Raw genomic sequence first — 20,161 nt, forward strand, 5'->3', positions numbered from 1 at the left:
CGAATAATGACAGATTCGTTTTTCCCGCGGCGGCGTACAGGAGTACCAGACCGCGCTGGTTCAGGATGATCTTATGAACGTGGCTATTTCTCGAAAACGCCCGGGGCTGCTGTACGCCCTCGCGGTCGCACTTCCCTTCACCGCGCAGGCCGAAGAGACGGTGGTGGTGACGGCCAGCCCGCCGGCGTCTGCCAGCGCGCCGACTGAAGGCTATAGCGCCAGCACCTCGCTCGGGGCGACGAAAACCGACCAGCCGTTAATCACCACCGCCCAGTCGGTGTCGGTTGTCACCCGCCAGCAGATGGCGGATCAGGGGGCGAATACCATCAGCCAGGCGCTGGAATATACCCCAGGGGTCTACTCCAGCTTCGGCGGCGGCGCCACCCGGTTTGACGCCATCTCCCTGCGCGGCTACCACGGCGGCGACGTCGATAACCTGTTCCTCGACGGCATGCGCCTGATGAGCGACGGCGGCAGCCATAACGTTGTGCAGATCGACCCATGGTTTATCGAACGCGTCGATGTGATCCGCGGCCCCTCCTCCGCGCTCTACGGGCAAAGCGTGCCGGGCGGCGTGGTCAACCTGACCTCCAAGCGCCCGCAGTTCAGTCAGCAGGGCCACGTCCGCCTGACTGGCGGAACGCAAAATACCAAAGGCGCGGCCTTCGATTACACCGACGCCATCAATGAGCAGTGGGCATGGCGGCTGATCGGTATGACCCGCAGCAGCGACACGCAGTATGACCATACCCGCGAAGAGCGCTACGCCATTTCGCCTTCCCTGCTGTGGCAGCCGGACAGCGACACCTCGCTGCTGCTGCGCGCCTATCTGCAAAAAGATCCTTCCGGCGGCTATCATGGCTCTTTGCCGCTGGACGGCACCCGCTTCGCGCACAATGGCCGTAAGCTCTCCACCAGCACCAACGAGGGCGATCCGGGAGATGGCTATCAGCGCCGTCAGCAGATCTACAGCTATGAGTTTGACCACCAGTTCACCGACGTCTGGTCGGTCTATTCCGCCGGGAGCTACACCCACACCAACGTCTCCCTCGATCAGGTCTACCAGGTCGGCTGGATAGATGACAGCGATAGGCTGGCCCGTGGCTACAGCGGCTCGCGCGGTTCGCTGGACGGCTGGTCAACCGATAACCGCCTGCGCGCCGATTTCAACACTGGCGATCTGGCGCATACCCTGATCCTCGGCGCCGAATATCATCGCTTCCGCAACGATCTGTGGACCGGCGCCGGCGGCGCGGCGCCGCTTAACCCGTTTACCGGCTATACCGCCCAGACCGGGCATACCGTGACCTACAGCGATGACAATAATCGCCGCTATTACCAGACCGGGCTGTATCTGCAGGATGAGATGGTCTGGGACCGCTGGCATATGGATGTTTCCGCCCGCTATGACCGCATCGTTTCCCAGCAGGTCAGCGACACCCAGGGCACCTCGAACCGCCGTTCAGACGATCATATCAGCGGCCGCGCCTCGCTGTTATACGCTCTGGACAACGGGCTTTCACCCTATCTGAGCTACAGTCAGGCGATTACCCCGGCGATGCTGCCCGGCGCGGATGGCAAACCGTTGAAACCGACCACCGCCGAACAGTTTGAAGCCGGCCTGAAGTTCCAGCCGCCGGGCAGCAGCGACCTCTACAGCATCGCGATTTACGACCTGACGCAAAAGGATGTCGCCACCCGCGACCCGAACATCGCCACCGCCACCTATATTCCTGCGGGGAAAGTGCATTCCCAGGGCGTCGAACTGGAAGCGCACCATCAGATCACGCCGCAGCTGAGCACTATCGCCTCGTATACCTGGAATCGTCTGCGCTTCCAGGATACTAAGGACGGTACCGACAACAACACGCCGCAGCTGACCCCGGATCAGATGGCCTCCTTCTGGGCGCGCTATCAGTTCCCGGCGGGGATCTCGGTGGGCGCCGGCGTCCGCTACATCGGCAAACAGTGGGCGGATGATGCCAACACCGCGCGGCTGCCGTCGGTGACGTTGATGGATGCCATGATGCGGGCCGACCTCGGCGTCTGGTCGCCGGGGCTGAAAGGCGCTTATGTGCAGGTTAACGCCAACAATATCGGCAATCGTGAATACGTTTCCGGCTGCTACGGCACCGGCAACTGCTACTGGGGAGCAGAGCGCAGCGTGATGGCTACCGTCGGCTACGATTTCTGAGGACGTGGCCTCCGGGAGACTCCCGGAGGCCAAACGAGGGATTACATGGCATCCAGCGCTTTCTGCAGCTTCCAGATATAGCGCGGCGCCTGCGGAGCCGGGTGTTTTTTCACCACATGCTCGAAGAACTCATCGGCGTCGAGATCGTTAATCTCGTCGATGGCGTCCTGCCGGTTTGACGAGAAGGTGCGCAACAGCGCGCCCGCGCCGTTGGCGTAGGAGACCACCACCGCATAGCGCATCACCTGCGGGTCTTTGATCCCCGCCAGCGGGCCGTTTTCCAGAATGCTCAGATAGGCGGCCCCCATCGAGATATTCCGTTCCGGGTTTTTCAGCTCACTGACCGACGGCTCGCCGCGCCAGCCCATCCGCCGATAGACATCGCGTCCGGAGGTCGACGGCTTAAGCTGCATCAGCCCGACGGCGCCGGATTTACTCACTACCGCAGGGTTACCGCCCGACTCGATGGCGATAATCGCCGTGATCAGCTGCGGATCCACGCCCCAGGCGGCGCCGGCTTTTTCACTGATCGGCATCCACTGCATCGCCCGCTTCACCGGGACCTCGGGGTTCCACGGCGGATTGGTGTAATCATGTTTCGAACTACAACCGGCCAGAAAAACGACTAAAATAAGCAACCATCTCAATTTCACACATCTATCCTTATCTACCCAAACGCCATCATGCTGCAGAACGACGGCAGCGGTACGACCCCCGCCCGCCGACAGCCTGATGGATGACGGGTGCGGATTGAAGTTAGCCACCTGGAGATGACAATCGCCATTCCAGGCGGCATCATAACCCTTTCATTCATAGCAAGGAATTATCATGTCTCAGTTTTATCTGGTCGCGCCATCCGGTTATTGCATCAACCAGCAAGCGGCGGCCCGCGGCGTCGAGCGTCTGCAGCAGGCCGGACACGAGGTGGCCCACCAGCAGGTCATTCCCCGCCGGCTGCAGCGTTTCGCCGGGACTGAACATGAACGGCTGGCCGATATTAACCAGCTTGCCCAGCTGCCCGGGCGCAACCGGATCGTCCTCGCGGTGCGCGGCGGCTACGGCGCCAGTCGTCTGCTGCCGCATATCGACTGGCAGGGGCTGATTGCCCGCCAGCAGCGCGACCCGCTGCTGATTTGCGGCCACAGCGATTTCACCGCCATCCAGTCGGGCCTGCTGGCCCTGGGCAATGTCGTCACCTTCAGCGGGCCGATGCTCGCGGGCAACTTCGGCGCGGAGACCCTCGATCCGTTTACCGAACACCATTTCTGGCAGGCGCTGCGCCAGCCGGAATTCACCCTCGAATGGCCGGGCGAAGGGCCGAACTGCCGGGTGGAAGGCACCCTGTGGGGCGGGAATCTGGCGATGCTGACCTCGCTTATCGGCACCCCGTGGCTGCCGGCGATCCGCGACGGCATCCTGGTGGTGGAGGATATCAATGAGCACCCGTTCCGCGTCGAACGCATGTTGCTTCAGCTGTTGCACAGCGGCGTACTGGCGGCGCAGAAGGCGGTGATCTTCGGCAGCTTCACCGGCGGCACGCCGAACGACTATGACGCGGGATACGACCTGCCGCAGGTCTTTGATTACCTGCGCCAGCAGCTCTCTGTACCGATGATTAGCGGACTGGAGTTTGGTCACGAGCAGCGCACGGTGACCCTGCCGCTGGGGGCGCGCGCGCGGCTGGTGAATCAGGCGGCGGCCACCACCCTGACAATCAGCGGCCACCCGGTGCTGGCAGAATAAATTTGTCAGACGCATAGGCGGATCCCCTGCGAATTGTTAAAATAGTGTCACTTTTAGCCATTTTTTCACGCCAGTCAGGGAGTACGTGAACATTGGACGCCGCTGCGGTCATTAGTCTGTTTATTCTGGGTTCTGTTTTAGTAACCTGCAGTATCTTATTGAGCTCCTTTTCTTCTCGCCTTGGCATCCCGATTCTGGTCATCTTTCTGGCTATCGGGATGCTGGCAGGCATTGACGGCATCGGCGGCATCCCCTTCGACAACTACCCCTTCGCCTACATGGTGAGTAACCTGGCGCTGGCGGTGATCCTGCTGGACGGCGGGATGCGCACCCAGGCCAGCTCCTTTCGCGTCGCGCTGTGGCCGGCGCTGTCGCTGGCGACGGTCGGGGTGCTGATCACTTCGGCGCTCACCGGGATGATGGCGGCCTGGCTGTTCAAACTGGATATGATCGAAGGCCTGCTGATCGGCGCCATTGTCGGCTCCACCGACGCCGCGGCGGTCTTCTCGCTGCTCGGCGGCAAGGGGCTCAACGAGCGCGTCGGCTCGACGCTGGAAATTGAGTCAGGCAGTAACGACCCGATGGCGGTTTTCCTGACCATCACCCTGATCGAAATGATCCAGCAGCACCAGACCGGCCTCAGCTGGATGTTCGCCGTGCATATCATTCAACAGTTTGGCCTCGGGATCGTCATCGGCCTCGGCGGCGGCTACCTGCTGCTGCAGATGATCAACCGCATCGTGCTGCCCGCCGGGCTCTATCCGCTGCTGGCGCTGAGCGGCGGGATCATGATTTTCGCCGTCACCACCACCCTCGACGGCAGCGGTATCCTCGCCGTCTATCTCTGCGGCTTTTTGTTGGGCAATCGGCCGATCCGCAACCGGCACGGTATCCTGCAGAACTTCGACGGTCTGGCGTGGCTGGCGCAAATCGCCATGTTCCTGGTGCTGGGCCTGCTGGTGACGCCCTCCGACCTGCTGCCGATCGCTATCCCGGCGCTGCTGCTGTCGATGTGGATGATTTTCATTGCCCGTCCGCTGTCGGTGTTTGCCGGTCTGCTGCCGTTCCGCGGGTTTAATCTCCGTGAACGGGTGTTTATCAGCTGGGTTGGCCTGCGCGGCGCGGTGCCGATTATTCTCGCGGTGTTCCCGATGATGGCCGGCCTGGACAACGCCCGCCTGTTCTTCAATGTCGCCTTCTTCGTGGTGCTGGTGTCGCTACTGCTGCAGGGCACCTCGCTATCGTGGGCGGCGAAAAAAGCCAAAGTGGTGGTGCCCCCCGTCAGCTGGCCCATCTCCCGCGTCGGGCTGGATATTCACCCGGAAAACCCGTGGGAGCAGTTCGTCTACCAGCTGGGGGCCGATAAATGGTGCATCGGCGCGGCGCTGCGCGACCTGCATATGCCGCCGGAGACGCGAATTGCCGCGCTGTTTCGCAACAATGCCCTGCTGCACCCCACCGGCAGCACCCGCCTGCGGGAAGGCGATATCCTGTGCGTCATTGGCCGGGAACACGACCTGCCTGCGCTGGGCAAAATGTTCAGCCAGTCGCCGCCGGTGGCGCTCGATCAGCGCTTTTTCGGCGACTTTATCCTTGATGCCGAGGCCCGCTTCGCCGATGTGGCGCAAATCTACGGCATCGACGGCGGAGAGGAGTTCCGCGAACATCAGCAGTCGCTGGGGGAAGTGGTTCAGCAGCTGCTGGGCGCCGCGCCGGTGGTGGGCGACCAGGTGGAGTTCGCCGGGATGGTGTGGACAGTAGCGGAAAAAGAGAACGATCACGTACTGAAGGTAGGGGTCCGGGTCGCGGAAGACGAGGCGGAGTGATCCGCCCCGGAATACGTTACAGGGTCACAACCGGCACCCGCGGCGCCAGGGCGCACATCAGCTCATAGCCGACGGTGCCGCAGCTGGCCGCCACGTCGTCGATTTTAATCTCTTTGCCCCACAGTTCGACCGGCGCGCCAATCCCGGCCTGCGGACAGGGGGTTAAATCGACCGCCAGCATATCCATCGACACGCGCCCGACGGTGGTGGTCCGCACGCCGTCCACCAGCACCGGCGTGCCGCTCGGCGCCACCCGCGGATAGCCGTCGGCATAGCCGCAGGCGACGATGCCGATCCGCTGCTCCTGGGTGGTGCAATACAGGCCGCCATAGCCGATCGCCTCGCCGGGGCGCAGGTTCTGCACGGCGATGATTTCGCTGCGCAGGGCCATCACCGGCTTCAGGCCGGTGTTCGCGATATCCTGCCACTGCCCGGAGGGCGACGCGCCATACAGCACGATGCCCGGTCGAACCCAGTCAAAATGCGCTTCCGGATGCCAGAGGGTCGCCGCCGAGTTGGCCAGCGAGCGCGGGCATTCCAGTCCCTCCGCCGCTTGTTCAATCCGGCGCATCGGCTCGACAATCCCCTGCGGGTTCTCCGCCTCCGCGAAGTGCGACATCAGCGTCATCTCGCCGACGTTGCTTATCGCCCGCAGCTGCTGCCAGACGGTATGCACCCGCTCCGGCATAAAGCCCAGCCGGTTCATGCCGCTGTTCACCTTGAGATAGATATCCAGCGGCGCGCGCAGCTTCGCCTGCTGCAGCGCCTTAATCTGCCAGTTGCTGTGAACGCTGGTGGTTAAGCGATATTGATCCAGCACCGCCAGCTCATCGGCATGGAAGAAGCCCTCCAGCAGCAGGATCGGACCTTTCCAGCCCTGCTCGCGCAACAGGATCGCCTCTTCAAGGTTGAGCAAGGCGAAACCATCCGCCGCGCTCAACGCACTCCATACTCGCGCCACGCCATGGCCATAAGCATTAGCTTTGACCACCGCCCACAGGCGCGACCCGGGGGCCGCGCGACGCACTATCTGTAAATTCTGCCGCAAGGCCAGCAGGTCGATGCTGGCCACTACCGGACGGGTCATGCAAGCTCCTTAGTTGTGTGCGCCATGCAGATGCTGCGGACGCGCCGGGGTGAACCCGGGGCTGTAGCGGGCGACCGCCAGATCGTCGTAAGGGATCGCCGGCGTGCGGCCGGAGATCAAATCGCTGATAAGCTGCCCTGAGCCGCAGGCCATGGTCCAGCCGAGGGTACCGTGACCAGTGTTGAGCCACAGGTTTTTAAACGCCGTGCGCCCGACCACCGGCGTGCCGTCCGGCGTCATCGGCCGCAGGCCGGTCCAGAAGGTGGCCTGCTCAACGTGGCCGCCGCGCGGGAACAGGTCGCGCACCACCATTTCCAGAGTTTCCCGACGCGGCTGCAGCAGCGCTTTGTTAAAACCGACGATCTCGGCCATACCGCCGACGCGAATGCGCTGATCGAAACGGGTGATGGCGATTTTATACGTCTCATCAAGGATAGTGGAAACCGGCGCGCCGTCTTCCTGGGCAATCGGGATGGTTAACGAATAGCCTTTCAGCGGGTAGACCGGAATATCCACCAGTCCCTTGAGCATCGCCGTCGAGTAGGAGCCGAAGGCCATCACATAGGCGTCGCCTTTGATAATCTCATCGCCGCATTTCACCCCGGCAATGCGATCGCCCTCCTGCAGCAGGGCGTCCACCGGGGTATTGAAGCGGAAGGTGACCCCGGCCTGTTCCGCCATCGCCGCCAGACGGGTGGTAAACAGCTGGCAGTCGCCGGTTTCATCGTTTGGCAGACGCAGGCCGCCGGTCAGTTTGTGGCTGACCTCCGCCAGCGCGGGCTCCACTTCCGCCAGCCGCTTCGCCTCCAGCAGCTGATACGGTACGCCGGCGTCCTCCAGCACCGCGATGTCGCGGGTGGCGTTTTCATACTGTTTGGCAGTACGGAACAGCTGCAGCGTCCCGCCCTGACGCCCTTCATACTGAATGCCGGTGGTGTCGCGCAGCGCCTTCAGGCAGTCACGGCTGTACTCCGCCAGGCGCACCATCCGGCCTTTGTTCTCCATATAGTGGCGGGTGTCGCAGTTGCGCAGCATCTGCCACATCCACTTCAGCTGGAACGACGTGCCGTCAAGGCCGATCGCCAGCGGCGCATGGCGCTGGAACATCCATTTTATCGCCTTCAGCGGCACCCCCGGCGCCGCCCAGGGCGCCGCATAGCCGGGAGAAATCTGCCCGGCGTTGGCCGCGCTGGTCTCCTCTGCCGGACCGGGCTGACGGTCGATAACCGTCACCTCATGACCCGCCTGACTCAAATACCACGCGCTGGCTACCCCAACCACTCCACTTCCCAGTATGACGACACGCATAGCGACTCCGTAACAGTTAAAGAACAATCATCTAATTACAAATTGATAACTCAGATGAAAATATTATTCAACATACGCTTTATTTATGGTGACTTAACTCACAGCAAACCGCACCAGCCCTGCGCTGCGAGATTTACGATCTCATGCTGCGCTTTATTTTTACCCAGCATTATATTCTGTAAATAAGCGCAAAAAACGGCTTTGAGATGGGGAAATCGCGAAGAAAAGCGATTGGCTGACAACACAGTTTGCTGTGCGGTGTTCTATGCTTGTTTAGAGGTTTTCCGTTCAGAGAAAACCAACAACAACGAGGGCGCGCTAATGGCTACGATTGACTCCATGAACAGGGACACCACCCGTTTAAGCGATGGACCCGACTGGACGTTTGAGTTACTGGAGACCTACCTGGCCGAAGTGGACCGGGTCGCTAAGCTCTATCGTCTTGACACCTACCCGCACCAGATCGAAGTCATTACTTCCGAGCAGATGATGGACGCCTACTCCAGCGTCGGCATGCCCATCAACTATCCGCACTGGTCGTTCGGCAAAAAATTCATTGAGACCGAGCAGGCCTATAAGCACGGCCAGCAGGGCCTGGCGTATGAGATTGTCATCAACTCTAACCCCTGTATCGCCTACCTGATGGAAGAAAACACCATCACCATGCAGGCGCTGGTGATGGCGCACGCCTGCTACGGGCATAACTCGTTCTTTAAAAACAATTACCTGTTTCGCAGCTGGACCGACGCCAGCTCAATCATCGATTACCTGATCTTCGCCCGCAAATACATTACCGAGTGCGAAGAACGCTATGGCGTCGACGAAGTGGAGAAACTGCTCGACTCCTGCCATGCGCTGATGAACTACGGCGTCGACCGCTATAAACGTCCGCAAAAAATCTCTCTGCAGGAGGAGAAGGCGCGGCAGAAAAGCCGGGAAGAGTATCTGCAGAGCCAGGTGAATATGCTGTGGCGCACCCTGCCGAAGCGCGAAGAGGAGAAGGCGATTGAGTCCGCCCGCCGCTACCCTTCCGAACCGCAGGAGAACCTGCTGTACTTTATGGAGAAGAACGCCCCGCTGCTGGAATCGTGGCAGCGCGAGATCCTGCGCATCGTGCGCAAAGTCAGCCAGTATTTCTACCCGCAGAAACAGACCCAGGTGATGAACGAGGGGTGGGCCACCTTCTGGCACTACACCATCCTCAATCATCTCTATGACGAAGGGAAAGTGACCGAGCGCTTTATGCTGGAGTTTCTCCACAGCCACACGAACGTGGTGTTCCAGCCGCCATACAACAGTCCGTGGTACAGTGGGATTAACCCCTACGCGCTGGGCTTCGCCATGTTCCAGGACATCAAGCGCATCTGCCAGTCGCCCACCGAAGAGGACAAGTACTGGTTCCCGGATATCGCCGGTTCCGACTGGCTGGAAACGCTGCATTTCGCCATGCGCGACTTCAAGGATGAGAGCTTTATCAGCCAGTTCCTGTCGCCGAAGATCATGCGCGATTTCCGCTTCTTCACGGTGCTCGACGACGACCACAACAATTATCTCGAGATCTCGGCGATCCACAACGAAGAGGGCTATCGCGAGATCCGCAACAAGCTCTCAGCGCAATATAACCTCAGCAATCTTGAGCCGAATATCCAGGTGTGGAACGTTGACCTGCGCGGCGACCGCTCACTGACGTTGCGCTATGTGCCGCACAACCGCGTCCCGCTGGACAAAGGGCGGCGCGAAGTGCTGAAACATGTGCATCGTCTGTGGGGGTTCGATGTGCTGCTGGAGCAGCAGAACGCCGACGGCAGCATTGAGCTACTGGACCGCTGCCCGGCGCGGCCGAACGCGCTATAGCTTTGCGGGACGTATAAAACGACGAAGGGGGCCATCGGCCCCCTTATTGTGTTTATCGATGGCGAATAGCCAGCTTAACGCACATTCATGGCTAAATCGCCGGGCAGCGATTTCTGCATCCGGTGCCAGATCTCGCCGCTGTCATGGCCGTAGCGACGAACCAGCTCATACACCTGATCGTGCAGGCCGCCTTCGCACACCTTCGCCAGCTGATGATAAAAGCCCAGCGCCAGGCTGCGCGCTTCCGGGCTGGAGAAATAGTGGCGGCCAATGCGGGTATACAGCCCCTTCATGCCGTTGAGGATCAGACCATAGATCGGATTGCCGGAGGCGAACGCCAGACCGCGGAAAATGTTGTAATCGAGGTCGGCGAAGGCGTCGGCGTGATCTTCCACTTCCCGGGCGCTGTCCAGCACCGCCAGCGCTTTATCCGGATGCTGACGGAACGCGGTGCGAATAAAAATCGTGGAAATATTGGTGCGCACGGAGAGCAGGTTATCAATCAGCTGCGGGACGCTGTCGTGATCGAGACGCGCCAGCGTTTCAAGGATATTCAGCCCGGAGGTCTCCCAGAAGTTGTTCACTTTGGTGGGTTTGCCGTGCTGAATGGTCAACCAGCCGTCACGCGCCAGACGCTGCAACACTTCGCGCAGAGTGGTGCGGGTGACACCGATCAGCTCAGAAAGCTCGCGTTCAGCGGGGAGAATCGATCCAGGTGGGAAGCGGTTATTCCAGATGCTCTCAATGATATACTCTTCCGCGAAACCCGCAGGGCTCTGCGCCTTAATGACCATAATAATATTTCCATTACACATTGTTGCAATTGCACTCATCATACCAGAGCCGCTATAGCGCAGATAGCATCGCAAGTGAATTAAAAAGGGATCGCCGTTTCATTTTCCGTTTTTACTTTACGCTTTTCCTTCTCTCCCGTAACCGCCGCCGCGCTGCGAAGAAAGTTGCTTCTCATTTTGCTCAGCTGATACTCTTGCCAATCGTTACGCACAAAATCATGTACTAATTGACGGGGAAGGATTCTGTCGTGGAAATTTCTTATGGCCGCGCGCTGTGGCGCAATTTTCTTGGCCAGTCGCCTGACTGGTACAAGCTGGCATTAATTATTTTCTTAATCATCAATCCGCTGGTGTTCGCCTTAGCGCCGTTTGTCGCCGGCTGGCTGCTGGTGGTTGAGTTTATCTTTACCCTCGCCATGGCGCTGAAGTGCTATCCACTGCTGCCGGGGGGGCTGCTGGCATTTGAAGCGGTGCTGATCGGCATGACCAGCCCGGGTCATGTGCGGGAAGAGATCGCCAGCAACCTGGAAGTGCTGCTCCTGCTTATGTTCATGGTGGCGGGCATCTACTTTATGAAGCAGCTGCTGCTCTTCGTCTTTACGCGCCTGCTGCTCGGCATCCGCAGCAAAATGCTGCTGTCGCTGGCCTTCTGCCTGGCCGCCGCCTTCCTCTCCGCCTTTCTCGATGCGCTCACCGTGGTGGCGGTGGTAATTAGCGTCGCCGTCGGGTTTTACGGCATCTATCACCGCGTCGCCTCGGCGCGCCCCGACGATAGCGATATGCAGGACGACAGCCATATCGATCAGCACTACCGCGAGGTGCTGGAGCAGTTCCGCGGTTTTCTGCGCAGCCTGATGATGCACGCCGGCGTCGGTACCGCGCTCGGCGGCGTCATGACCATGGTCGGCGAGCCGCAAAACTTGATTATCGCCAAAGCGGCGGGCTGGCATTTTGGCGAATTCTTCATTCGCATGTCGCCCATCACGCTGCCGGTGCTGGTCTGCGGGCTGCTGACCTGTCTGCTGGTGGAAAAGTATCGCCTGTTTGGCTACGGCGAACCGCTGCCGCCGGCGGTCCGAAAGGTGCTGCAGGACTTTGACGATCGCAGCCGCGCGCAGCGCAGTCGTCAGGAACGGCTGCGGCTGATTGCCCAGGCGCTGATTGGCGTCTGGCTGATCGCAGCCCTCGCATTGCACCTTGCCGAAGTCGGCCTCATTGGCCTGTCGGTGATCATTCTCGCTACCACCTTTACCGGCGTGACCGATGAACATGCGATTGGCAAGGCGTTCACCGAGGCGTTGCCCTTCACCGCGCTGCTGACGGTATTCTTTGCCGTCGTGGCGGTGATCATCGACCAGCAGCTGTTCACGCCGGTCATCGAGTTTGTTCTGCAGGCCTCGCCGCACGCGCAGCTGTCGCTGTTTTATCTGTTTAACGGCCTGCTGTCGTCCATCTCGGATAACGTTTTTGTCGGTACGGTCTACATCAACGAAGCGAAAACCGCCCTCGAGCATGGCGCCATCAGCCTGAAGCAGTTTGAGATGCTGGCGGTGGCGATCAACACCGGCACCAACCTGCCGTCAGTGGCCACCCCGAACGGCCAGGCGGCATTCCTCTTCCTGCTGACTTCCGCGCTGGCGCCGCTTATCCGGCTCTCCTATGGCCGCATGGTGTGGATGGCTCTGCCCTACACCCTCGTGCTGACGCTGGTCGGCCTGCTGTGCGTCGAGTTCACCCTGATGCCGGTCACCGAATGGTTGCTGGCTCACGGCTGGCTGGTTACCCCCACCCTGCCCTGATCCACCCGTCGCCCGGGTCGCCCGGGCGATTCAATAACCAGTTACGTAATATTTTCCGCCGGGCCGCTGGCGTCGGTTCGGTTTTCGTTTACACTGCCATGATTTAGCATCTTCCAGGGAAATGATTATGTTGCAATATTTAAACCAGTGCTCGCGGGGACGCGGCGCCTGGCTCCTGATGGCATTGACCGCGTTCATTCTCGAACTCGTCGCGCTGTGGTTCCAGCACGTGATGCTGCTGCAGCCGTGTGTGATGTGCATTTATGAACGCTGCGCCCTGTTTGGCATCATGGGCGCGGGGCTGGTGGGCGCCATTGCCCCCAAAACGCCGCTGCGCTATGTCGCCATGCTGATTTGGCTGTACAGCGCGGTACGTGGGCTGCAGCTGGCGTGGGAACATACGATGATCCAGTTGCACCCATCGCCGTTCCAGACCTGTGATTTCGCCGCCCGCTTCCCGAGCTGGCTGCCGCTGGATAAATGGTTGCCGCAGGTGTTTGTCGCGTCCGGCGACTGTTCGGTACGCCAGTGGCAGTTCCTGTCGCTGGAGATGCCGCAATGGCTGGTGGGCATTTTCGCGGCCTATCTGGTGGTGGCTATCCTGGTGATCGTTGCTCAGCCTTTTAAAGCGAAAAAGCGCGATCTGTTTGGCCGCTAAGCCGCTGTGAGTACCGCGCATCATGAAACGCCCTCCGGGGCGTTTTTTTGTGCCTGCTGTTCATCGCTGAATCGTTTCCTGTCTGCGGTTGACCACGGCCACCAAAAGATGCATATTAAATACATCTTATATAGCCCCACAGGAGCTCACATGTCATCTTTACTGATCCCCGCAGACTGGAAAGTTAAACGCTCCACCCCGTTCTTTACCAAAGAGAACGTCCCCGCCGCCCTGCTGAGCCACCACAACACCGCAGCCGGCGTCTTCGGTCAGCTGTGCGTCATGGAAGGTACGGTGACCTATTACGGTTTTGCCAATGAACAGGCGACGGAGCCGGAGAAAAAAGTCGTGATTCATGCCGGGCAGTTTGCCACCAGTCCGCCGCAGTACTGGCACCGCGTCGAACTCAGCGACGATGCCCGCTTCAATATTCACTTCTGGGTGGCGGATGAAACCGACGGTGAAAACGGGCTGTTCCACGCGAAAAAAGCGTGACGGCGCTTACCGCGCCCTGTCAGGCAGATTGAGGATGTGGTCCTGCCAGTCGACAACGGTGGACTCGGGCACCGCAATATGACGGACGGAGATGCGTTCGCCGTGCATCGCCGCTTTTGAGCCGGTCAGCAGCGGGTGCCAGGCCGGCAGAGGCTTGCCTTCCGCCAGCAGACGATAGGCGCAGGTCGGCGGCAGCCATTCGAAAGTCGGCAGATTTTCGCGCGTGAGCTTGATGCAGTCCGGCTCATATTCGAAGCGACGCTCGTAGTTACGGCACTGGCAGGTTTTGATATTGAGCTGACGGCAGGCGACGTTGGTGAAGTAGATCTCATCGGTATCTTCATCCATCAGCTTATGCAGGCAGCACTGGCCGCAACCGTCACACAGCGATTCCCACTCCGCGTCGGTCATATCATCCAGGGTTTTTTGTTGCCAGAAAGGTTGTTCGCTCATCGAAGTGTCCGTCGTTGCCAGTTAAGGGTGCACCTTATAACCAGTCTGGCACGACGATGCAAGTTTTGCCGCCCCAAAAGGCGGCAAACCGCGCTTACAGTACCCGGGTGGTGAGCGACAGGCCGTTGAAGCCGACCACCAGCTCGTCGCCGCTGTGCAGCGGCCCTACCCCTTCCGGGGTGCCGGTGAGGATCACGTCCCCGGCTTTGAGAGTAAAGAAGCGCGACATATAGGCGATCAGCGGCACGATCTGATGGATCATGTCGGCGGTGGTGCCCTGCTGGCGCACCTCGCCGTTAATCTTCAGGCTTAACGGCGTATTCTGCGGGTCGCCGTGGAACTCGGCGGCCGGAATAAAGCCGGAGATCGGACAGGCGTTATCGAAGCCTTTGGCCTTTTCCCACGGCTGTCCGGCCTTTTTCATCTTCGCCTGCAGGTCGCGCAGGGTGAGATCCAATGCGACGCCATAGCCGGCAATCCCTTTCTGCACATGCTCTTCCGTCGCCTGACGCAGCGTACCGCCGATCAGCACCGCCAGCTCGACTTCGTGATGCACCGAGCCCAGCCCCTCAGGAAGCACCAACGGCTGACGGAGATCGCACAGCGCGCTCTCAGGTTTAATAAACAGCACCGGCTCTTCCGGCGTCGCACTGCCCATTTCCTTGATGTGCTTTGCATAATTACTGCCGACGCAAACCACTTTGCTCACCGGATAATCCAGGAGCGCTCCCTGCCAGTTATGATGTTGGTACATTATTTTCCCTCGTGGGTTAATCGGATTGTTTCCCCTGTTCCGCCAGGTGTTTCTTTAGTAGATTTTCAGACGGCGGAGGTAGTTGCAGGTAATAGCCCTGTTCGCTTAACGCCTGTTTCACTTTTTCCAGGTCGGCGTTAACCAGTTTTTTGCGCCCATCCAGCGGCAGCAGCATCGCCATTTGCGGCGTGCCGAAGCCGCGCATCAGCTCGTCAGGAACGCGTGAGAAATCGTCCTTTTTTTCGACGTATAAATAGGTTTGTTCACGTTTAGTACTTCGATAGATCACACAAAACATAGTTTTACTCGGAATTAGACCCGTGGTCACTTGCCTCAATATATGAGTGACTATAACATGCCTTTTAGTCTTCGGAATATCACCGCACTTCGGCGGTCGATAAACAGCAAATTGAGTAAGGCCAGGATGTCAAATACGCCAATCGAACTTAAAGGCAGTAGCTTCACGTTATCTGTCGTTCATTTGCACGATGCAAATCCCGAGGTTATTCGTCAGGCGTTAGAAGACAAAATCGCCCAGGCTCCCGCCTTTTTACGCCATGCTCCGGTGGTGGTGAATATCGCCAGCGTCGAGGAGAGCGTCGAATGGCGCGCCGTCAACGAGGCTATCGCCGCGACCGGTTTACGTATTATGGGCGTCAGCGGATGCAAAATCCCGCGCCTGAAAACCGAAATCGACCGCGCCGGTATCCCGTTATTAACCGAAGGGAAAGAAAAAGCCCCTCGTCCGGCACCGTCCGAACCCGCCCCGCCGCCGCCAGTTGCTAACCAGATCACAAAAACGCGTTTGATTGACCAGCCGGTACGTTCCGGTCAGCGCATTTATGCGCCACACTGTGATCTTATTGTTACAAATCATGTGAGTGCCGGCGCGGAACTTATCGCTGACGGCAATATCCATGTATATGGCATGATGCGAGGACGCGCATTGGCAGGCGCCGGTGGCGACAGAGACGCCCAGATATTTTGTACCCACCTTGCGGCGGAGCTGGTCTCCATCGCCGGGGAATATTGGCTGAGCGATAACATCCCGGCCGAATTTTATGGCAAAGCGGCACGCCTGCGTTTAGGCGAAAGCGCTTTGACAATTCAACCGTTAAATTAATCCCTTTTTAACAAGGAATTTCTATGGCACGCATTATTGTTGTGACTTCGGGTAAAGGGGGCGTTGGCAAGACCACCTCCAGCGCGGCCATCGCTACAGGTTTGGCCCAGAAGGGAAAGAAAACCGTCGTTATCGACTTCGACATCGGCCTGCGTAACCTCGACCTGATTATGGGCTGCGAACGTCGCGTCGTTTATGATTTCGTCAACGTCATCCAGGGCGATGCCACATTGAACCAGGCGCTGATCAAAGATAAGCGCACGGAAAACCTCTACATTCTCCCGGCTTCCCAGACCCGGGATAAAGACGCCCTGACCCGCGAAGGCGTCGACAAAGTTCTCGAAGAACTGAAGAAGATGGAGTTCGATTTCATCGTCTGTGATTCCCCGGCAGGCATTGAAACCGGTGCGCTGATGGCGCTCTATTTCGCTGATGAAGCCATTATCACCACCAACCCGGAAGTCTCCTCCGTTCGCGACTCCGACCGTATCCTTGGCATTCTCGCCTCCAAATCCCGCCGCGCGGAAAATGGCGAAGAGCCGATCAAAGAACACCTGCTGCTGACCCGCTACAATCCAGGCCGCGTCAATAAAGGCGATATGCTGAGCATGGAAGACGTACTGGAGATTCTGCGCATCAACCTGGTGGGCGTGATCCCGGAAGACCAGTCAGTCCTGCGCGCATCCAACCAGGGTGAGCCCGTGATCCTCGATGCCGCGTCGGACGCAGGCAAAGCCTATGCCGATACCGTTGAACGTCTGCTCGGAGAAGAACGCCCTTTCCGCTTCATTGAAGAAGAGAAGAAAGGATTCCTCAAACGCCTGTTCGGAGGATAAATTATGGCTTTACTCGACTTTTTTCTCTCGCGAAAAAAGAACACGGCTAATATTGCGAAAGAACGCCTGCAAATCATCGTCGCCGAGCGCCGCCGCGGGGACGCGGAGCCGCATTACCTGCCGCAGTTGCGCAAAGATATCCTGGAAGTGATCTGTAAATACGTGCAGATCGACCCGGAGATGGTCAGCGTGCAGCTGGAGCAACGGGACGGTGATATTTCTATTCTTGAGCTGAACGTGACCCTACCCGAAACGGAAGAGTCGAAACCCTGACCTGCTGTTCCATCCCGAAAAAAAACCGGCTACGCCACGCGCCGCCGGTTTTTTTATACCCTGAACCAGACCGCCCGCTAGCGCGGATAGTCGTTTAACAGCCTCTTCAGCCGTTCGCCCATCAGCTCACCACGCCAACCGGAAATCAGCTCAGGCTCAGCGGCCTGCGTTTTCAGCTGCCAGTGCCAGTTCAGCAGCTGGTTGATCTGTCGACGCGACGCCAGTAGCTCCGCGCTTACGCCCTTCTCCGCGCTCACTTCCTGCACCAGCGCTTTAATCTCTTTAAAGGCTTTGCGGTAGCCCGGCATGTCGATCAGATTCTGCAGCGGCGCCGGCAGCGACGACTCCGGCAGCGCCTGGGCTTTCTCGACCAGGCCGATCAGCGTTTTGCCATGGAAGCGAATTTCGCTACCGGACAACCCGAGGCTGTCGAGCTCGCCGAGGCTGGTGGGCATATAGCGCGCCACGCTCCACAGATGCTCTTCCCGCACCACAAAGTTCACCGCCAGGTCGCGTTCACGCGCTTTGCGCAGACGCCACTCCGCCAGCAGCTGCAGGCAGCCCAGCTGGCGGGTACGCAGCTGCCAGGCGTTGCCGATATCGCGCCAGGCCTCGGCCGGGTCGACCACCTCCTGACGGCGCTGCTGCATCAGGCGGCATTCGTCCAGTGCCGCCGATAGCCAGCCCGCGCGATCGGTCTCCGCCATTAATTGGCTGGCGATCGGCAGCAGGTACCAGACGTCGGCCGCAGCGTATTCACACTGACGCTCGGTCAGCGGTCGCGCCAGCCAGTCGGTGCGGGATTCGCTTTTGTCCAGCGCGACCCCGGAATACTCTTCCACCATCGAGGCAAAGCCCCAGGACATCGGCCGACCGCAGAAGGCCGCCAGGATCTGGGTGTCGATCAGCGGCTGCGGCATCAGGTTGAACGCGTTGAGGAAGACTTCTAAATCTTCGCTGCCGGCATGCAGATATTTGGTCACATCCGGATTGAGCAGCAGGTCGCGCATCGGCGCCCAGTCGTTAATCGTCAAGGGATCGATCAGAGAGACCTGGTGGCCGTCGAACAGCTGCAGCAGGCCCAGCTGCGGGTAATAGGTGCGGGTACGGACAAATTCCGTATCCAGAGCGACGGCGGAGGCCGCGCTTGCCGCTTCGCAGACAGCGCGCAGGCCATCGTCGGTGGTGATCATCTGATAGTTCAAAGCATACTCTCTTAACTTGCGCCCATAAAAAACGCCGGCGTAGCCGGCGTCTGGCGACTCATTCGTTACTCAGCCTTTATTGTCCACTTTAGCGCGCGCTTCGTCACGCAGTTCTCGCCGCAAAATTTTCCCGACGTTGGATTTCGGCAGTTCGTCACGGAATTCCACCAGTTTCGGCACTTTATAGCCGGTCAAATGGCGTCGGCAGAACGTAATCAGCGCTTCTTCGGTTAACGCGGCATCTTTCTTCACCACGAAGATCTTCACCGCTTCGCCGCTGCTGCCGGACGGCACGCCGATGGCCGCCACCTCCAGCACGCCGCTGTGCTGCATGACCACATCTTCGATTTCATTCGGATAGACGTTAAAACCCGACACCAGGATCATATCTTTTTTCCGATCGACGATGCGCAGGAACCCCTCTTCATCCATCACCGCGATATCCCCGGTGTGCAGCCAGCCGTTCTTGATGATCTCATCCGTCGCGTCAGGTCGCTGCCAGTAGCCCAGCATCACCTGCGGCCCCTTGATACAGAGTTCGCCAGGCTGGCCCGGCGCCACTTCGTTATCGTCATCATCCACCAGTTTGGCTTCGGTGGAAGGCACCGGCAGACCAATGCTGCCGCTGTGGTAGTCGATATCGTGGGGGTTGACGCTGACCAGCGGCGAACACTCGGTCAGTCCGTAGCCCTCAAGCAGATATTGCCCGGTCAGTTTCACCCAGCGCTCAGCCACCGCCTGCTGCACCGGCATGCCGCCGCCGGCGGAGAGGTGCAGCGAGGAGAAATCAAGCTGCTGGAACTCTTTGTTGTTCAGCAAGGCGTTGAACAGGGTATTGACCCCGGTCATGGCGGTAAAGGGATATTTCGCCAGCTCCTTCACCAGTCCGGGTATGTCGCGCGGGTTGGTGATCAGCAGATTCTGCCCGCCCAGCTCGATAAACAGCAGGCAGTTCATGGTGAGGGCGAAAATGTGATACAGCGGCAGCGCGGTCACCACGAACTCTTTGCCGCGATGCAGCAGCGGGCCGTAGGTGGCATTGACCTGCTCGAGGTTGGCCAGCATGTTGCGATGGGTCAGCATCGCCCCTTTAGCCACCCCGGTAGTGCCCCCGGTGTACTGCAGAAACGCCAGATCTTCCGCAACGATCTCCGGCTTCACGTACTGCATGCGATAGCCGTGCTGCAGCGCGCTGCGAAACGAGATGGCATCCGGCAGATGGTACTTCGGCACCAGGCGCTTGATGTACTTGACCACAAAGTTCACCAGCGTGCCTTTGGCGGTGGAGAGCTGATCGCCCATGCGCGTCAGGATCACGTGTTTCACCTGGGTCTTCGCCACCACTTTTTCCAGGGTATGGGCAAAGTTGGAGACGATGACGATCGCCGCCGCGCCGCTGTCGTTGAGCTGATGCTCCAGTTCACGCGGGGTATATAAGGGGTTGACGTTGACCACGATCATCCCGGCGCGCAGGATGCCAAACAGGGCCACCGGATACTGCAGCAGGTTAGGCATCATCAGGGCCACCCGATCGCCCTTCTGTAACCCTAAGCCCTCCTGAAGGTAAGCGGCGAAGGCGCGACTGCGCTCTTCCAGCTTACGGTAGGTCATCACTTCACCCATATTGATAAACGCCGGTTGGTCGGCGTAGCGGGTGGTGGCATGTTCAAACAGTTCAACCAGGGATTGATAGCGGTCAGGATTTATCTCCGCCGGAACATCTGCGGGATAACGGTTTAGCCAAACCTTTTTCACTGCA

At 59.3% G+C, this 20,161-nt stretch carries 20 protein-coding genes; 10 read left to right on the top strand and 10 right to left on the bottom strand.

Features of this window, described 5'->3' with window-relative positions; genetic code table 11:
• Positions 1 to 73 precede the first annotated feature (73 nt).
• The gene (locus AC6CWS_RS14595) at positions 74 to 2,194 is read left to right on the top strand and encodes a TonB-dependent siderophore receptor (RefSeq protein ID WP_049013407.1); all 2,121 of its coding nucleotides are present in this window, start codon (positions 74 to 76) and stop codon (positions 2,192 to 2,194) included.
• A gap of 41 nt (positions 2,195 to 2,235) precedes the next feature.
• Here AC6CWS_RS14595 and emtA read toward each other — a convergent pair whose 3' ends face one another.
• Entirely contained in the window at positions 2,236 to 2,847 is a 612-nt protein-coding gene (emtA, locus tag AC6CWS_RS14600) for a membrane-bound lytic murein transglycosylase EmtA (protein WP_048335997.1), read from the bottom strand.
• A 175-nt stretch (positions 2,848 to 3,022) separates the two neighbouring features.
• Here emtA and ldcA point away from each other — a divergent pair, with 175 nt between their 5' ends.
• Both ldcA and AC6CWS_RS14610 read left to right on the top strand, forming a co-directional pair.
• Positions 3,023 to 3,937: a muramoyltetrapeptide carboxypeptidase gene (gene ldcA / locus AC6CWS_RS14605; RefSeq protein WP_044523947.1), complete on the top strand. Its 915-nt coding sequence runs from the start codon at positions 3,023 to 3,025 to the stop codon at positions 3,935 to 3,937.
• A gap of 92 nt (positions 3,938 to 4,029) precedes the next feature.
• Positions 4,030 to 5,763, top strand: a complete 1,734-nt coding sequence (locus AC6CWS_RS14610; protein WP_050533798.1) for a potassium/proton antiporter — start codon at positions 4,030 to 4,032, stop codon at positions 5,761 to 5,763.
• A 16-nt stretch (positions 5,764 to 5,779) separates the two neighbouring features.
• Here the strand turns inward: AC6CWS_RS14610 and dadX are convergent, their stop codons facing one another.
• From dadX to AC6CWS_RS14625, 3 genes are all read right to left on the bottom strand, one after another.
• Positions 5,780 to 6,850, bottom strand: coding sequence for a catabolic alanine racemase DadX (gene dadX / locus AC6CWS_RS14615; RefSeq protein ID WP_065881195.1), 1,071 nt, complete (start codon positions 6,848 to 6,850; stop codon positions 5,780 to 5,782).
• A gap of 9 nt (positions 6,851 to 6,859) precedes the next feature.
• Positions 6,860 to 8,158: a D-amino acid dehydrogenase gene (locus AC6CWS_RS14620; protein WP_044523951.1), complete on the bottom strand. Its 1,299-nt coding sequence runs from the start codon at positions 8,156 to 8,158 to the stop codon at positions 6,860 to 6,862.
• 98 nt (positions 8,159 to 8,256) lie between these two features.
• Positions 8,257 to 8,403: a hypothetical protein gene (locus tag AC6CWS_RS14625; protein ID WP_032428909.1), complete on the bottom strand. Its 147-nt coding sequence runs from the start codon at positions 8,401 to 8,403 to the stop codon at positions 8,257 to 8,259.
• A 76-nt stretch (positions 8,404 to 8,479) separates the two neighbouring features.
• Here AC6CWS_RS14625 and AC6CWS_RS14630 point away from each other — a divergent pair, with 76 nt between their 5' ends.
• Complete coding sequence (locus tag AC6CWS_RS14630) at positions 8,480 to 10,012, top strand: SpoVR family protein (protein ID WP_004203310.1); 1,533 nt, start codon at positions 8,480 to 8,482, stop codon at positions 10,010 to 10,012.
• Positions 10,013 to 10,086: 74 nt separating this feature from the next.
• Here AC6CWS_RS14630 and fadR read toward each other — a convergent pair whose 3' ends face one another.
• A complete protein-coding gene (gene fadR, locus AC6CWS_RS14635) occupies positions 10,087 to 10,806 on the bottom strand; it encodes a fatty acid metabolism transcriptional regulator FadR (RefSeq protein ID WP_004203311.1) in 720 nt (239 codons plus the stop codon).
• A 248-nt stretch (positions 10,807 to 11,054) separates the two neighbouring features.
• On the opposite strand from fadR, the gene nhaB reads away from it, so the two are divergent.
• The 3 genes from nhaB to AC6CWS_RS14650 all read left to right on the top strand — a co-directional run bounded on the left by nhaB (position 11,055) and on the right by AC6CWS_RS14650 (position 13,758).
• Positions 11,055 to 12,605, top strand: a complete 1,551-nt coding sequence (nhaB, locus tag AC6CWS_RS14640) for a sodium/proton antiporter NhaB (RefSeq protein ID WP_065881193.1) — start codon at positions 11,055 to 11,057, stop codon at positions 12,603 to 12,605.
• Positions 12,606 to 12,732: 127 nt separating this feature from the next.
• A complete protein-coding gene (gene dsbB, locus AC6CWS_RS14645) occupies positions 12,733 to 13,263 on the top strand; it encodes a disulfide bond formation protein DsbB (protein ID WP_004203315.1) in 531 nt (176 codons plus the stop codon).
• Positions 13,264 to 13,413: 150 nt separating this feature from the next.
• Positions 13,414 to 13,758, top strand: a complete 345-nt coding sequence (locus AC6CWS_RS14650) for a TehB family protein (protein WP_032453353.1) — start codon at positions 13,414 to 13,416, stop codon at positions 13,756 to 13,758.
• A 6-nt stretch (positions 13,759 to 13,764) separates the two neighbouring features.
• Here the strand turns inward: AC6CWS_RS14650 and ycgN are convergent, their stop codons facing one another.
• From ycgN to AC6CWS_RS14665, 3 genes are all read right to left on the bottom strand, one after another.
• Positions 13,765 to 14,211 carry a cysteine cluster protein YcgN gene (gene ycgN, locus AC6CWS_RS14655; protein WP_017900197.1) on the bottom strand — a complete coding sequence of 149 codons (447 nt, stop codon included), beginning with the start codon at positions 14,209 to 14,211 and terminating at the stop codon, positions 13,765 to 13,767.
• Between the two features lie 94 nt (positions 14,212 to 14,305).
• Positions 14,306 to 14,965, bottom strand: coding sequence for a fumarylacetoacetate hydrolase family protein (locus AC6CWS_RS14660; protein WP_044523955.1), 660 nt, complete (start codon positions 14,963 to 14,965; stop codon positions 14,306 to 14,308).
• Between the two features lie 16 nt (positions 14,966 to 14,981).
• A complete protein-coding gene (locus AC6CWS_RS14665; protein ID WP_004203320.1) occupies positions 14,982 to 15,263 on the bottom strand; it encodes a YcgL domain-containing protein in 282 nt (93 codons plus the stop codon).
• Between the two features lie 126 nt (positions 15,264 to 15,389).
• Here AC6CWS_RS14665 and minC point away from each other — a divergent pair, with 126 nt between their 5' ends.
• Genes minC through minE form a run of 3 tightly spaced genes read left to right on the top strand, consistent with a single transcriptional unit; the run spans position 15,390 to position 17,197 of the window.
• Positions 15,390 to 16,088 (top strand): septum site-determining protein MinC, encoded by a 699-nt coding sequence (gene minC, locus AC6CWS_RS14670; protein ID WP_023290209.1) that lies wholly within the window; start codon positions 15,390 to 15,392, stop codon positions 16,086 to 16,088.
• Positions 16,089 to 16,111: 23 nt separating this feature from the next.
• The gene (minD, locus tag AC6CWS_RS14675; RefSeq protein WP_002910900.1) at positions 16,112 to 16,924 is read left to right on the top strand and encodes a septum site-determining protein MinD; all 813 of its coding nucleotides are present in this window, start codon (positions 16,112 to 16,114) and stop codon (positions 16,922 to 16,924) included.
• 3 nt (positions 16,925 to 16,927) lie between these two features.
• Positions 16,928 to 17,197 (top strand): cell division topological specificity factor MinE, encoded by a 270-nt coding sequence (gene minE, locus AC6CWS_RS14680; protein ID WP_004103270.1) that lies wholly within the window; start codon positions 16,928 to 16,930, stop codon positions 17,195 to 17,197.
• Positions 17,198 to 17,274: 77 nt separating this feature from the next.
• On the opposite strand, the gene rnd is transcribed toward minE, so the two are convergent.
• On the bottom strand, positions 17,275 to 18,390 hold the full coding sequence (rnd, locus tag AC6CWS_RS14685) for a ribonuclease D (protein WP_023290210.1): 1,116 nt from the start codon (positions 18,388 to 18,390) through the stop codon (positions 17,275 to 17,277).
• A gap of 81 nt (positions 18,391 to 18,471) precedes the next feature.
• Positions 18,472 to 20,157, bottom strand: a complete 1,686-nt coding sequence (fadD, locus tag AC6CWS_RS14690) for a long-chain-fatty-acid--CoA ligase FadD (protein ID WP_085551111.1) — start codon at positions 20,155 to 20,157, stop codon at positions 18,472 to 18,474.
• Between the last annotated feature and the right edge of the window lie 4 nt (positions 20,158 to 20,161).

The sequence above is a fragment of the Klebsiella sp. M041 genome (assembly GCF_059759695.1).

Coding starts and splice junctions, on each gene's coding strand:
- AC6CWS_RS14620 (WP_044523951.1), bottom strand. CDS start 8,158: ATGCGTGTCGTCATACTGGGAAGTGGAGTGGTTGGGGTAGCCAGCGCG.
- ldcA (WP_044523947.1), top strand. CDS start 3,023: ATGTCTCAGTTTTATCTGGTCGCGCCATCCGGTTATTGCATCAACCAG.
- minE (WP_004103270.1), top strand. CDS start 16,928: ATGGCTTTACTCGACTTTTTTCTCTCGCGAAAAAAGAACACGGCTAAT.
- minD (WP_002910900.1), top strand. CDS start 16,112: ATGGCACGCATTATTGTTGTGACTTCGGGTAAAGGGGGCGTTGGCAAG.
- AC6CWS_RS14665 (WP_004203320.1), bottom strand. CDS start 15,263: ATGTTTTGTGTGATCTATCGAAGTACTAAACGTGAACAAACCTATTTA.
- AC6CWS_RS14660 (WP_044523955.1), bottom strand. CDS start 14,965: ATGTACCAACATCATAACTGGCAGGGAGCGCTCCTGGATTATCCGGTG.
- AC6CWS_RS14630 (WP_004203310.1), top strand. CDS start 8,480: ATGGCTACGATTGACTCCATGAACAGGGACACCACCCGTTTAAGCGAT.
- dadX (WP_065881195.1), bottom strand. CDS start 6,850: ATGACCCGTCCGGTAGTGGCCAGCATCGACCTGCTGGCCTTGCGGCAG.
- dsbB (WP_004203315.1), top strand. CDS start 12,733: ATGTTGCAATATTTAAACCAGTGCTCGCGGGGACGCGGCGCCTGGCTC.
- AC6CWS_RS14595 (WP_049013407.1), top strand. CDS start 74: ATGAACGTGGCTATTTCTCGAAAACGCCCGGGGCTGCTGTACGCCCTC.
- fadR (WP_004203311.1), bottom strand. CDS start 10,806: ATGGTCATTAAGGCGCAGAGCCCTGCGGGTTTCGCGGAAGAGTATATC.
- rnd (WP_023290210.1), bottom strand. CDS start 18,390: ATGATCACCACCGACGATGGCCTGCGCGCTGTCTGCGAAGCGGCAAGC.
- minC (WP_023290209.1), top strand. CDS start 15,390: ATGTCAAATACGCCAATCGAACTTAAAGGCAGTAGCTTCACGTTATCT.
- ycgN (WP_017900197.1), bottom strand. CDS start 14,211: ATGAGCGAACAACCTTTCTGGCAACAAAAAACCCTGGATGATATGACC.
- AC6CWS_RS14650 (WP_032453353.1), top strand. CDS start 13,414: ATGTCATCTTTACTGATCCCCGCAGACTGGAAAGTTAAACGCTCCACC.